Source organism: Aquibacillus albus (assembly GCF_016908325.1).
GTDB classification, from domain to species: Bacteria; Bacillota; Bacilli; order Bacillales; family Amphibacillaceae; genus Aquibacillus_A; species Aquibacillus_A albus.
Genome location: NZ_JAFBDR010000001.1, coordinates 1 through 13,346, shown reverse-complemented (window position 1 = coordinate 13,346; position 13,346 = coordinate 1). Strand labels below are relative to the sequence as shown.

The 13,346-nt window shown below is 35.7% G+C and carries 15 protein-coding genes and 1 pseudogene; 2 read left to right on the top strand and 14 right to left on the bottom strand.

Annotated features, from left to right (window positions below):
* The first annotated feature begins 53 nt into the window (after positions 1-53).
* Positions 54-1,604, top strand: a complete 1,551-nt coding sequence (gene spoVB, locus JOC48_RS00080; protein ID WP_204497005.1) for a stage V sporulation protein B — start codon at positions 54-56, stop codon at positions 1,602-1,604.
* Between the two features lie 103 nt (positions 1,605-1,707).
* Here spoVB and JOC48_RS00075 read toward each other — a convergent pair whose 3' ends face one another.
* Entirely contained in the window at positions 1,708-2,334 is a 627-nt protein-coding gene (locus tag JOC48_RS00075; RefSeq protein WP_204497388.1) for a YetF domain-containing protein, read from the bottom strand.
* A 155-nt stretch (positions 2,335-2,489) separates the two neighbouring features.
* A complete protein-coding gene (locus JOC48_RS00070) occupies positions 2,490-3,791 on the bottom strand; it encodes an ArsB/NhaD family transporter (RefSeq protein ID WP_204497004.1) in 1,302 nt (433 codons plus the stop codon).
* A gap of 202 nt (positions 3,792-3,993) precedes the next feature.
* Here JOC48_RS00070 and JOC48_RS00065 point away from each other — a divergent pair, with 202 nt between their 5' ends.
* Positions 3,994-4,374 carry a TIGR04086 family membrane protein gene (locus JOC48_RS00065; protein WP_204497003.1) on the top strand — a complete coding sequence of 127 codons (381 nt, stop codon included), beginning with the start codon at positions 3,994-3,996 and terminating at the stop codon, positions 4,372-4,374.
* A 68-nt stretch (positions 4,375-4,442) separates the two neighbouring features.
* Here the strand turns inward: JOC48_RS00065 and yajC are convergent, their stop codons facing one another.
* The 12 genes and pseudogenes from yajC to JOC48_RS00005 all read right to left on the bottom strand — a co-directional run.
* Complete coding sequence (yajC, locus tag JOC48_RS00060; RefSeq protein ID WP_204497002.1) at positions 4,443-4,706, bottom strand: preprotein translocase subunit YajC; 264 nt, start codon at positions 4,704-4,706, stop codon at positions 4,443-4,445.
* 14 nt (positions 4,707-4,720) lie between these two features.
* A complete protein-coding gene (gene tgt, locus JOC48_RS00055; RefSeq protein WP_204497001.1) occupies positions 4,721-5,860 on the bottom strand; it encodes a tRNA guanosine(34) transglycosylase Tgt in 1,140 nt (379 codons plus the stop codon).
* A gap of 29 nt (positions 5,861-5,889) precedes the next feature.
* On the bottom strand, positions 5,890-6,918 hold the full coding sequence (gene queA / locus JOC48_RS00050) for a tRNA preQ1(34) S-adenosylmethionine ribosyltransferase-isomerase QueA (protein WP_204497000.1): 1,029 nt from the start codon (positions 6,916-6,918) through the stop codon (positions 5,890-5,892).
* Between the two features lie 42 nt (positions 6,919-6,960).
* Positions 6,961-7,161, bottom strand: coding sequence for a DUF2905 domain-containing protein (locus JOC48_RS00045; RefSeq protein WP_204496999.1), 201 nt, complete (start codon positions 7,159-7,161; stop codon positions 6,961-6,963).
* Positions 7,158-8,159 carry a Holliday junction branch migration DNA helicase RuvB gene (gene ruvB, locus JOC48_RS00040; RefSeq protein ID WP_204496998.1) on the bottom strand — a complete coding sequence of 334 codons (1,002 nt, stop codon included), beginning with the start codon at positions 8,157-8,159 and terminating at the stop codon, positions 7,158-7,160. The genes JOC48_RS00045 and ruvB overlap by 4 nt, the downstream gene beginning before the upstream one ends.
* Positions 8,160-8,177: 18 nt before the next feature.
* Positions 8,178-8,792, bottom strand: a complete 615-nt coding sequence (gene ruvA, locus JOC48_RS00035) for a Holliday junction branch migration protein RuvA (RefSeq protein ID WP_204496997.1) — start codon at positions 8,790-8,792, stop codon at positions 8,178-8,180.
* A 267-nt stretch (positions 8,793-9,059) separates the two neighbouring features.
* A complete protein-coding gene (locus JOC48_RS00030; RefSeq protein ID WP_204496996.1) occupies positions 9,060-9,596 on the bottom strand; it encodes an intercompartmental signaling factor BofC in 537 nt (178 codons plus the stop codon).
* 162 nt (positions 9,597-9,758) lie between these two features.
* Positions 9,759-10,508 carry a YebC/PmpR family DNA-binding transcriptional regulator gene (locus JOC48_RS00025; protein ID WP_204496995.1) on the bottom strand — a complete coding sequence of 250 codons (750 nt, stop codon included), beginning with the start codon at positions 10,506-10,508 and terminating at the stop codon, positions 9,759-9,761.
* A gap of 174 nt (positions 10,509-10,682) precedes the next feature.
* Positions 10,683-11,276, bottom strand: coding sequence for a YhcN/YlaJ family sporulation lipoprotein (locus JOC48_RS00020; RefSeq protein WP_204496994.1), 594 nt, complete (start codon positions 11,274-11,276; stop codon positions 10,683-10,685).
* Positions 11,277-11,343: 67 nt separating this feature from the next.
* Positions 11,344-12,084: an NAD(+) synthase gene (gene nadE, locus JOC48_RS00015; protein ID WP_204496993.1), complete on the bottom strand. Its 741-nt coding sequence runs from the start codon at positions 12,082-12,084 to the stop codon at positions 11,344-11,346.
* A gap of 30 nt (positions 12,085-12,114) precedes the next feature.
* A complete protein-coding gene (locus JOC48_RS00010) occupies positions 12,115-13,092 on the bottom strand; it encodes a phosphotransferase (protein WP_204496992.1) in 978 nt (325 codons plus the stop codon).
* Positions 13,070-13,346, bottom strand: a pseudogene (locus JOC48_RS00005) (hypothetical protein); the annotation flags it as partial. The pseudogene JOC48_RS00005 and the gene JOC48_RS00010, both read right to left, overlap by 23 nt.

The following is a 13,346-nucleotide window of genomic DNA, read 5'->3' as shown; positions in this document are numbered from 1 at the left end:
ATATACATCATTGTATATGAAATTTAATTTTTTGAGAAGGCAGGTCGGTCGATGTGACCAAACAAACATTTTTACAAGGAACGCTGATTCTCATTCTTGCTGGGATGATTACAAGATTCTTAGGTTTTGTTAATCGTATTATCGTTGCACGATTAATGGGTGAAGAAGGAGTAGGATTGTATAATATGGCTCTCCCTACCCTCTTCTTAATTTACACATTATCACAGTTTGGTCTACCGGTTGCAATTTCAAAAAGAGTAGCTGAAGCAGATGCACACGGTGACACGAAAAAAATTAAACGAATCCTTATCATCTCTTTATCCATTACCGGTACGTTAAGTATCTTTTATACAATTGGAATGATTGCTTTTGCACCATTTGTAGCCAACACATTGTTAACCGACGAGAGAACCCTTTATCCCTTGTTAGCGATAAGTCCTATGGTTCCAATTAGTGCAATAGCTTCAGTAATTAGAGGCTACTTCCAAGGTCGACAAAACATGAAACCACAAAGCTATGCACAAGTAATTGAACAAATTGTAAGGATTGCTTGTGTAGCATTTTTAGTAAAACTGTTTTTACCTTATGGTATTGAATTTGCTGCCGCTGGAGCGATGATTTCCGTTATTATCGGTGAGTTTTTTTCACTATTATTTATGATTCACATGTTTAAAATAAAAAAACGAATCAAGTTAAGAGGAAATGTATTTCACTATGTAAACACTGGAAAAAATACATTAAAAGAGCTGATGTCCATTGCTCTACCAAGCACTGGAAGCCGCCTTGTTGGATCAATATCTAATTTTTTAGAACCTATCCTAGTAGCTCAAAGTTTGGCTATTGCAGGTGTTCAAACGGCAGTTGCAACAAAACAATATGGTGAATTGACTGGCTACGCATTACCACTTTTATTTATGCCAACCTTTATTACACACTCACTAGCAGTGGCACTCGTCCCTAACATTAGTGAGGCAGAGGCTAGAAATCAAAAAAGATTAATCCATTATCGTATTCACCAAGCCATTCGAATTTCCTTTGCATCTGGAGCACTAGCAACTATTATTCTTACATTGTTTTCGGTTCCAATTTTATCTTTTATGTACGGAACAAGTAATGCTAGTAAATTTTTAGTATTAATGGCACCGTTTTTTCTTTTGTTATATGTTCAATTCCCTTTAAATGCTGCTCTTCAAGCACTTGATTACGCGAAACCGGCAATGTGGAATAGTATTATCAGTACTTGTGTGAAATTTGTTATCTTAATTGTGTTAGCAACGAACGAAGACTTTGGAATCATGGGGGCTGCTATTGCTATGTCAGTCGGAGTTGTACTTGGGACAATCCTTCATCTAGCAACTTTAATGAAAGTTATAGCCTTTAAAATTCCATGGACTGATTTCATGAAGATGGGTCTTTTATTAGGTTTAACATGGTGGGCAGGAAACACATTACAAAGTATATTTCCTGGATATGAATCTGAAATGCCTATATTTCTCTTATTATTATTTTGTTTAACCATTATCTATATTATCCTGTTATTCTTGCTTCGATTTATTTCAAGAGAAGAGCTTGAACAAATTCCTATCTTTAATCGTTTTTTGTAAGAACTACCCCGTTAATGAGCCGTTCGAAACCATTAATGTTATACAATAAAGAAAAAGTATATGCTTCCATAAACTGGAACCATATACTTTTTCTTTATTGTAACTATCCTCTTTTTTTTTCATTTTTTAAATCAATGTACCAGCTATTATCACTATCTAGCGAACAAAAGGAAATAGCTTGAACAGAAGAATAGCCTTTTTTAGTTAGTTCTTCCCTTAGCCAATCTTCTGTTTGATTAATTTTACCTAGTGCTTCCTTTTGAATTTTACCATCGATAATTAAAGGAACAACATAACCATCAGGTGATATCGGCTTTTCTGATCCATGTGATTTTTCAAAAACAGAAAGTTGCCCTGAAGGTTCAAGAATAGCAAACTCTACATCTTGTATGCTCTTCGTTCCATTTTCCCTTAATTGCTGCATTAAATCATCAAAATTATACCTTTGTTTCTTCATTTCATGTTCATCTATTTTTCCACGGGAGACAATGACAGATGGTTTCCCTTCAAACCATGCCCTAAACTTTGTATTTTTCAATGATAGCCAAGCTGTCAATCGTTGAACGATTAATAATACCCCCATTGGAATAAAAACTTGCCATAGAGTATTTTTCGGATCTTCAATCGCAAAGGCTGCCATCTCAGCAACCATAAGAAATACAACAATATCTAGTACACTCAGCTCACCTATTTCTCTCTTTCCCATCATTCGAAATACTACGACAATCATTAAATAGATCACAATGGTTCGAAAGATGATTTTACCTATTTCTAAATCCAAGCTTCTCCACTTCCCTTAAGACAAATTTAGAAAGACTTTATTATTATTACCTCAAGAGAATTAGATATGCCTATGATTGATTAATCACCTAACTGTATGCCTCCTTACAGTGTATCTTGGAAAGGCAGTAAATAGCGTAAATATATATAAATCGTACATATAATTAGTGACAGAATAACCAATGGAATACCATACAACAAGAAACGAATAAATGGAATTCTTTGATTTGATCCTTCGGCTAAGCCAGCCACTACTACATTAGCAGAAGCACCAATTAAAGAGCCGTTTCCGCCTAAACAAGCTCCTAATGCAAGAGCCCACCAAACTGGATCCAAATTTGCCATCCCATATGATTGGAACTCCTTAATTACCGGAATCATTGCAGCAACAAATGGGATATTGTCGACAATTCCTGAGAAAATTCCAGCAGTCCATAATATTAATAGTGCTGTAAACGGAAGATCTCCTTCTGTTATCCACATAATTCCTCTTGCTAACTCGTCAATCACCCCTACTTCTTCTAATCCGCCAACCAGCATAAATAAACCAATGAAGAAAAATAATGTAACCCACTCTACTTCTTCAAATACTCGTTCAGCTCCAGCTTCTTTATCCGTTAGCAGCAATAGTAATAACGCACCACAAACAGCCACTGTCGTTAGTTCAATATGAATAATTGGATGTAAAATAAAACCAACGATTGTCATTAACAATACTGTTATCGATTGATATAACATCGGAGTTTTTTTCAAGTATGTTTGTCCATTCATACCCATTAATTGGTTTATAAAACTCTTATCTTTCATCTTCAATTGCTTTCTAAAAAGAAAAACAACCGAAATAAGCATGATGATAAAGAGTACAATTGCAACTGGTGCCAAGTGAATGATAAACGATAAAAAGGATAAGTGCTCAACTGCTTGACCAATCATAATATTGGGAGGATCTCCAATTAAGGTTGCCGTCCCACCAATATTTGCACTAAAGATAATCGTAATGAGATATGGGAAGGAAGATAAATGAAGCATTTTTGTTAATGTCAAAATAATTGGAACAAATAATAAAACAGTAGTAACATTATCTAATAGTGCTGAACCAACAGCTGTCATAATCGCTGCCCCTATCAATAAAGGGATTGGCTTTCCTTTTACTAATTTCGCAAAGCTGATTGCTATATATTCAAATAAACCTGTCTTTTTTGTGATGGAAACTAAAACCATCATCGAAAATAAAAGTGTTACCGTACTCCAATCAATATAGTTTGCAAATGCATCCTCCCACTGATAGATGCCTGTAAGTAAAAGCAAAAGACCTCCAGAAAGGGCAACGAGTGCTCGATTTATTTTTTCTGTCATAATAAATAGATAACTAACGATAAAAACAACGATAGCAATGGTAGATGCCATACCTTGTCCCCTCTCCAAAACAAATAAAAAACTTATTTTATTTGACTATTACAAGCTAGTTTTGAAAATAAAATAAGTAATCAACAAAATAAATCATTCATTTCTATAAATGTATTCAGTAGTTTGGCAAATTATTTTATTCTATTTTAATTTTATTCGAATAAGCTTATAGTAAAGTAGACAAACTGGGGAGGGGAAAAGTGTGGCAAAGTCACGTTTTACTGCGCTTCTATATGGCTGGATTACAGTTTTCGGTATTATGCTAGTCGCAAGTTTAATCTTATCTCTATTATTACGATTTACTTCTTTAGGCTCATCCACGTTAACTTGGACAACACTCGTTATAAGCATCATCGCTTTATTTGCAGGGGGATTAATCGCAGGTTTAAAGGGGAAAGAAAAAGGGTGGATTCTAGGAGCATGTACTGGTTTAGGGTTTACTTTTTTTATTCTACTTTATCAGTACTTAGGCTACAGTTCAGGTTTTTCTTTAACTCAGCTGCTTCATCATGGAGGGTTTTTGCTGGCAGCTTTATTAGGAGGCGTGTTCGGGGTTAATATGAGTTCGGAATCTAATTCATAGTTTTCCTATAACATAAAAAAGTAGGCAGCACTAAGCTCGCCTACTTTTTTTTGGATAATAATTATGTGTTAATCTTGGTTCACAACTTCTCTAACCGCAGAACGGTCATATGTAAGCTTTGTACCATCATTTACCACAAGCACTAATGTATCCTCATCAAGTGCATTGACAGTCGCATGTAACCCGCCAATTGTAACAACCTTGTCACCTTTCTTCAGGTCTGCTTGCATTTGTCGCACTTTCTTTTGCTTTTTTTGCTGTGGACGTATTAGCAAGAAATAAAAAATGACAAACATCAAAATAATTGGCAGTAAACTTACCAATGTTTCCATGTCTTTCCCTCCTCCTAAAAGTTTTTAGCATTGGGTTCGTTAAAACCATATTCTTCAAAGAATTTTTCTCTGAAATCGCCAAGACGATCTTCTATTATCGCTTCGCGTACTTGCTTCATTAATTTTAACAGAAAATATAAATTATGATAAGTAGTAAGTCGAAAACCGAATGTTTCATTACACTTAATTAGGTGTCGAATATAAGCCCTGGTATAATTTTTACATACATGACAATCACAATTCGGATCAATTGGGGAAAAATCTTTCGAGAATTTAGCATTTCTTACAACTAAACGACCTTGAGATGTCATACACGTTCCATTTCTTGCAATTCTGGTTGGCAATACACAATCGAACATATCAATCCCTCTTATTGCACCATCAATCAGTGAATCTGGGGAACCAACACCCATTAAATAGCGAGGCTTATTGTCTGGCAATAATGGTGTCGTAAAGTCGAGCACTTTGTTCATAACATCCTTTGGTTCACCTACTGATAATCCACCGACTGCGTAGCCTGCAAAGTCCATAGACATTAAGTCTTTTGCACTTTTCCTGCGTAAATCCTCATACTCACCACCTTGAACAATTCCAAATAAGCCTTGTTTATCTATTCTATTATGTGCTTCTAAACAACGTTCTGCCCATCTGCTGGTACGTTCAACTGACCGCTTCATATATGCATGTTCAGCAGGGTATGGAGGACATTCATCAAATGCCATCATAATATCAGAACCAAGAGAATTTTGGATGTGCATCGCTTTTTCTGGAGATAAAAATAATTTTTCTCCACTAATATGATTTCGGAAATGGACTCCTTCTTCTTCAATTTCACGCAAATCACTTAAACTAAAGACTTGAAACCCACCTGAATCTGTTAATATCGCACCATTCCAATTCATAAATTGGTGAAGGCCTCCTGCTGCTTCCACGATATCCTCTCCAGGACGAAGCCACAAATGATAGGTATTGGACAGAATGATTTTTGCACCCATCTGTTCTAATTCCTCAGGACTCATCGTTTTAACTGTCGCTAACGTTCCAACCGGCATGAAGATAGGCGTTTCAAATGTTCCATGTGGTGTATGAACTTTGCCTAACCTAGCTCCAGTTTGCTTACATGTTTTTATTAATTCATAGGTGATTGCTTGCATATTTGAAAAACCTTCTTTCGGAAATCAGTTTATAAAATTAGCATGGCATCGCCAAAGCTAAAGAATCGGTAACGCCTCTCAATTGCTTCTTCATATGCCTGCAGTACAAATGATTTCCCTGCAAAAGCACTTACAAGCATGATCAGAGTAGATTTTGGCAAGTGGAAATTTGTTATTAAACCATCAATTGCCTTAAACTGATAAGGTGGGTAAATAAATATGTCAGTCCATCCACTTGCTGCCATAAACTCCAGTCCAAAATCATTAGCAATCGTTTCTAATGTCCGTGTTGAGGTCGTTCCAACAGATATGATTCTACCATTGTTCCGTTTTATTCGATTTAATTGTTCTGCTGTATCCTGAGACATATGATAAAATTCTGCATGCATGTCATGATCCTCGATACGGTCAACACTTACCGGTCTAAACGTTCCGAGCCCTACATGAAGGGTAATAAAAGCAATTTCAACACCCTTTGCTTCTATTTTTCCGAGTAACTCTTTCGTGAAGTGAAGACCAGCCGTAGGAGCTGCTGCAGAACCTTCTTCTTTAGCATAAACTGTTTGATAGCGATCTCGGTCAGGTAACTGTTCTTTAATATAAGGTGGAAGAGGCATTTCCCCTAAATTATTTAGTACTTCATAAAATATGCCGTCATAATGAAAATGCAACACTCTACCACCATGCTCTAGTTCATCTTCACAGGTGGCAGTCATTACACCTTCACCAAAGGTAATAACTGTACCCTTTTTGACCCGTTTTGCTGGCTTCACAAGTACTTCCCACCTGTCACCTTCTTGCTGATGAAGCAACAATACTTCTACCTTTCCCCCTGTGTCTTCTTTACTACCGTATAATCGTGCTGGGAGGACCTTTGTATCGTTTAAAACTAAGCAGTCTCCTGGTTGCAGATAATCAATAATATCGGTAAAGGATTGATGATCAATGGTCTTGCTCTCACGATTCATTACTAATAAACGTGATGCTGTTCTGTCATTCAATGGTGTTTGTGCAATTAGTTCTTCAGGTAATTCAAAATCAAAATCAGTAATATTCATGCTTTTCTCCTTCACTTATTTTCAGTGATTTCCTATCTTGTGTTAACGGAATCTACCTATAAAATAAAAAATGATTGAAAGTATAATACTTACAACAATGGAAGTCATAATCGGAAAATGAAATGATACATTTCCCTTCTTAAAACTAATATCACCAGGTAGCTTTCCTACTATTCCCCATAATAATCCAATAAGAATAAACACTACCCCGATAACAATAAAAACTTTTCCTATCCCGGTCAAGCTTCCGGCACCTCCCGATTGAAATGTTCATATGCTTTTGGTGTGACTTGCCTTCCACGTGGTGTTCGTTGTATAAAGCCCATTTGTAATAAAAATGGTTCGTAAACATCTTCAATCGTTTGTGATTCTTCACCAATCGTTGCAGCAATTGTATCTAATCCAACAGGCCCCCCATTAAAACCATCCATAATTGTTATTAGAAATTTATGATCGATGTGATCCAAACCTGCAGGATCTACTTGCAACATTTCCAAAGCACTTTTTGTAGTTGCAAGCGAAATTTCTTCTTCACCACGAACCTGTGATATGTCTCTGACCCGTTTCAGTAGTCGATTTGCAATTCTTGGTGTTCCTCTAGATCTTCTAGCAATCTCTACTGCTGCATCACTTTGAATCAACACATCAAAAATTTCTGAGGTTCGTTCAACAATTGAACATAAGTCTTTTGTTTCATAGAATTCAAGTCTACTTAATACCCCAAATCGATCACGTAAAGGTGCAGTTAACAGCCCAGCTCTAGTTGTTGCACCAACTAACGTAAAAGGAGGAAGATCTAGTCGAACTGATCTTGCACTCGATCCCGAACCAATCACAATATCTAAACAAAAATCCTCCATAGCGGGATATAAAATTTCTTCAACAGATCTTGGTAAACGGTGAATTTCGTCAATAAACAATACATCACCAGCTTCTAGCGATGACAAAATTGCTGCCAAATCCCCTGCTCGTTCAATGGCTGGACCAGATGTCGTTCGAAATTGTACATCCATTTCATTGGCTATGATCGATGCTAGTGTTGTTTTACCTAACCCCGGAGGTCCGTATAATAAAACATGATCTAATGACTCATTTCTTAATTTCGCAGCCTCAATAAAAATTCCTAAATTACTTTTCGCTTTATGTTGACCTATGTACTGTTTTAACGTCGTAGGGCGTAAGCTAAGTTCGATGGATGTATCCTCTTCTTGTAGCTCACTTGAAATCATTCGCTCTTGCATCGTACTTCTCCCCCCTTTTTATTTTTGCATCATTAACGATAATCCTTTGCGTACATAATCATCAGCATTTGTATATTGCTCTTCTTTCAGTAATGGAGTAAGTTGCTTTATTTCTTTTTCAGAATAACCTAATGACCTTAATGCTTCTAAGGCTTCCTTGATAGCTACTGATTCTTTCTCATTCTGTACTCCATTATTCTCTTGACTGTATTCACTTGTGGAATTTTTGTATTCAAAAGGTAGCTTACCCTTTAAATCTAAAATCATTTGACGTGCCGTTTTCTTTCCTACGCCAGGAAAATTGGTTAAGAATTTCTCATTCTCTTCTTCTATCGCCAAAACAAAGTCATTTACTCCGCAACTCCCTAAAATCGACAATGCTCCTTTAGGACCAATTCCTGATACATTTAATAATTTAGAAAATAAAGTTTTTTCGTCTGTACGTTTAAAACCATATAATACTTGAATATCCTCTCTAACATAATGATATGTATAAATCAAAACAGGTTGACTTCTTAGATTTTCAAAACGAAATGGGTTTGCACAAATAATTTCATAACCAACACCATTTGCTTCTACAATAACCGAATTTTCACTTATAACCTCTAATGTTCCTTTTATGTATGCTATCATCTATTTTCTCCCCTTGTACTTGAAAAAGCACATGATTCATTCCATTCGTTTTATAGACCTATGTATATTTTATCACACAAGCGTATGTTCGTATAATATCAAAGTTCAAATATGCTTAAAAATTCTATATTCTGTTCCTATTAAAACACTTTTTCTATTCTTTTTAACCATTATGGTATATAGAAAAAGTGCTTATCCCACAATCATTAACAATTTTACAAAAAACTAATTGTTCTGTGAACTCAGGGATAAGCACTTATTATAAAATTAACTACTTACTGAACGAGAAGGTGTCATTTCCCGAAAGGCTTCTAAAACATATTCATAAACGTCCTTAGAATCAATTTTTATACCAGACTTTAATTGTTTTGCCTGATAACTTTCTAAATCACTCGTATCAATTTGGTAAAAAGATTGAATGACTTGTTGCTCTTCAGGTCTTCCTTCAAATATCGTTAGAATGTCATTTTTTAATCCAAAATATCCATTTTCCTTTAAATACGGTGATATATCAGAAATTTGCTTTTTAAATACAATTTTACCTTGTTCTTGATTAACTAATTGCCACGCATCGTAATAAGCCCAGAAGTCTTCCATTGCCCACACTGTTTCCGTATGTGTTTCTTCTTCAACTCTTCCATCCATATATTGCTTCTGTAATGTTACTTCCATTTTCAGTGGTTCCCGCTTTATTGATTCTTCGTCTTCACCTTTTTTGTTATCAGCTTGTACAAAATCTGATATAGTTACTCCTCCAAAAACAATGATTACAGATAAAGCAATTAGGAACAAATGCTTTTTCATTGTAGCTTTCACCCCATGTTTGATTAGTAATGTTTGTTATATGGTAATACAAAAATAACTTCTATAAATACTCTTTATTAATTTGGACCAATTTTAGCATTTCTATCCAAAAAAAATAAAAACTCTTTCGTATAGTTATACGAAAGAGAGTAATAAGCTGGATTATATTTGTTCCATTAAATTCTCATCCACTTCTAAATTATGATAAACTTCCTGAACATCCTCAATGTCCTCTAGCATATCAATTAAATGAAACATTTTCTTAGCGTCTTTGGCTTGAACTGCTGAATAGGTTTCTGGAATCATTGTTATTTCTGCTGTATCAAACCTAATTTCGTTTGCTTCTAAGTTCTCTTTAACTTCTGATAAGTTATCTGCATCGGTATATATTTCATAAGTTTTTTCCGTCGTCTCCATTTCATCTGCACCAGCTTCAATTGCTTCAAGCATTACTGTATCTTCATCTTCATCGACAGATTCCTTTTCAATCACTAGATAACCTTTCCGATTAAACATGAATCCAACACAACCATTTTCACCTAGGTTTCCACCATTTTTATTAAATGCATATCTTACTTCAGATGCAGTTCTGTTTTTATTATCTGTTAAGACTTCCACCATTACTGCAACCCCACCAGGACCATAGCCTTCGTAAGTTAATTCTTCATATTGAGCGCCATCTAAATCCCCTGTTGCTTTTTTAATTGCACGATCAATATTTTCATTCGGCATATTATTTGATTTAGCCTTTTCAACGGCCAGACGAAGGGATGGATTCATATCAGGGTCACCACCGCCCTGTTTTGCAGCAACATATATTTCCTTTGCCATTTTCATAAAGATTTTACCACGTTTGGCATCCTGTGCATTCTTTCTTCTCTGAATATTTTTCCATTTTGAATGACCAGCCATATACATACCCCTCTCTTAAACAACTCTTCAAAGAGATGAATGTTTATTCCTGTATACTATAGCATATTAAAGTAATTGGGTTAAGGAGTTAAGAGAGATATATGTAAAATGAGGCTGCCCCAAAATAAAGGGGTCAGACCCCTATGGTACAACCTCATTAAATTTATTTGTCGCTTATTCCAAAAAGTCTTCAATAAAGGTTTGTGTTCTTTCTGGATCCTCTTCATCCTTCAACCTTGCGTTTAAATTCTTCATTTTGTTCCAATATACTGCATCTGTATAGACATTAACTTCTTTATCAGGGACTAAATCAGTGGTCCGATTGTAGATCGCCTCAGCGATTCTCTCCGGGTTTGTTTTGTAATCATATTGGTCAAGCATTACAGATACAATCACATGATTATCTGTAACAATTACTTGTGATATTTTTACCCCTTCCACCTGATTAATTTCACGAGCAATACTCTGAGATTCCTGATTGTAAAAACTTTGGTTATAGGAAGCGTTATTTCCATCATTAGGATTTCTCATTTTTGTTTGATAGCCTTCCAATAATTGTTCTGGATTTTCAGAATCAATCTCGTTCTCCACTGGATTTAATCCACGTCGTTGTGCCTCTTCTTGTTCCGTAGAATAAGCAATTGGATTATTATTATCTGGATTATCCATGTCACCTATTTCACCATTGTGCGATCCTTCTTGGCCAAGACAACCAGATAACATTACCGTGAGAAAAATTAACGTCGGATAAACAGTAATTTTCTTCATAAAAAAACCTCCCTTACTAGTTAGAATTAGTAAGGAAAGTTTTTTTAAACAGTTATATTTAGGAATTTCAGAATTTCTCTGGAGCTTTTGCCATCTCTCGTTTATGAGCTGAATTTCGATGCATCCGCTCAATAATTTCTTTATCCTTGTGTGGAATCTCTTTCCCTTTTAAATAACTATCAATTATTGCATAGCTGGTTCCCATTTCGTTTTCATCCGTTTGACCTTCCCAAAGCCCCGCACTTGGTTGTTTATTAATAATTTCATCTGGAACATCTAAGTATTTTGCCATTTCACGAACGTCGCCTTTCGTCTGATGAACAAGTGGAACTAAATCCACACCACCATCACCATATTTCGTGAAATAACCGGTAAACCATTCTGCTGCGTTGTCCGTACCAACTACTAAATATTTGTAGTTTGTCGCTAAAGTATAAAGTGTGCTCATTCGAAGTCTTGCTCTTAGATTGGCATCAGCAAGCTGCTGTTGCTCCTCATGTAAAGCATTTTGTTCAGTCAACTGTCTTTGAATGTTTGAAATTAATACCTCATGTGTTTCTGATAAATCAACAGTTAGAGAAGAAATACCGGCACGATCAATTACTTTTTTGGCATCCTCCATATCCTTAGGATTGCTTTTACACGGAAGAATAACCGCCAAGGAGTTTTCAGGCGCCGCACGTTTGACTAAGTTTGTAACAACAGCAGAATCAATACCACCACTTACCCCGACTAATAAACCATTCACACCAGCTTCTTCTACTTGCTGCTGTAGCCATTCTACAAGTTTATCAATTTTTTCTTGCATTACGATTGTCCCCTTCCAGCATAATATTAATTATCTTAGCATAAAATCAACATTTTCTACAAATTCTTTCCTTTGTAACCAATATTTCGATAATTGACTTAGATAATCCTTCAGTTGATGGTCAGTTTTATATCTTCTTATAAAATGAAGCCACTCACGAATTATATCAGAAGGGACGCAAATACCTGAAAGCCAAACCATGATATCCATATCTTTTTCAAAAACTGAATATTCCATTAACTTGCTGGTATTCCATTTAATGAACGGTAAAAATCGTTGCCCAAGCTGGATATAATCATAAAGATTTGGAGCCAAAGCTAACAAATCAAAATCGATCAAATAAATGTGATTTTCTTCATCCCTCATAAAGTTATGAGATGCTACATCTCCATGAACCCATGTGTTTTGATCTACTGCATCTTTTTCAATACTATACCAATCAAGTGATTCAAACACCTCTAGTCTGGTCTTCGTAATCTGTAAAATATCTTTATATAATGTTAAATACCCATATTGCTCCATTAAATCACGTGTATATTTAAATTTATCTAGTCTGTTATACCATTTTATATAAATTGGTGGAATTAATATTGGATTTTCAACAAGTACCCCCTTTGATAGTTGATGAAAAGAAATTATTGTGGACAAAGCGTCTTGTCGATCTTGTTCAGAAGAATATTGAATAGGACTAGCATTAAAATATGGAATCAAAACCCAACTACAACCGTAACCACTTATTACTTTTTTTCCATTCGGAAACAACACAAAAGAGCCGATTTCTTTACTATTAAAAGCATTAAAAAAATCCCATTGTTGAAGGATTGAATGTAAAGAACGCTTCCCTTTAAGTATAAATTGCCGTACATCCGTTTCAATATAAAAAACGAATGGTTTTAGCCGCTTAACTTTTATAACATTTAATCCACCCTCCTGATATAAAAAGGAAGAGAGACGACTCAAATATGAACCGCCTCCGCTTAGGTGATTAATCATTATCACTGTTTTCATCTTGATTTCGGCTATTGTTACTATAACCATGATTTTGTTGTTGGTTAAATGGATGTCCTTGGTAATTAAATGGAGTTCCATCAGGCGTTGGCGCATATCCTTGACCCTGTACTCCCGGTGTTTGCCCATATCCTTGGCCTGGTCCTCCTGGTGCTGGCCATCCTTGACCCTGTGCTCCCGGAGTCTGCCCATATCCTTGGCCTGGTCCTCCTGGTGCTGGCCAATATCCTTGACCCTGTGCTCCCGGAGTCTGC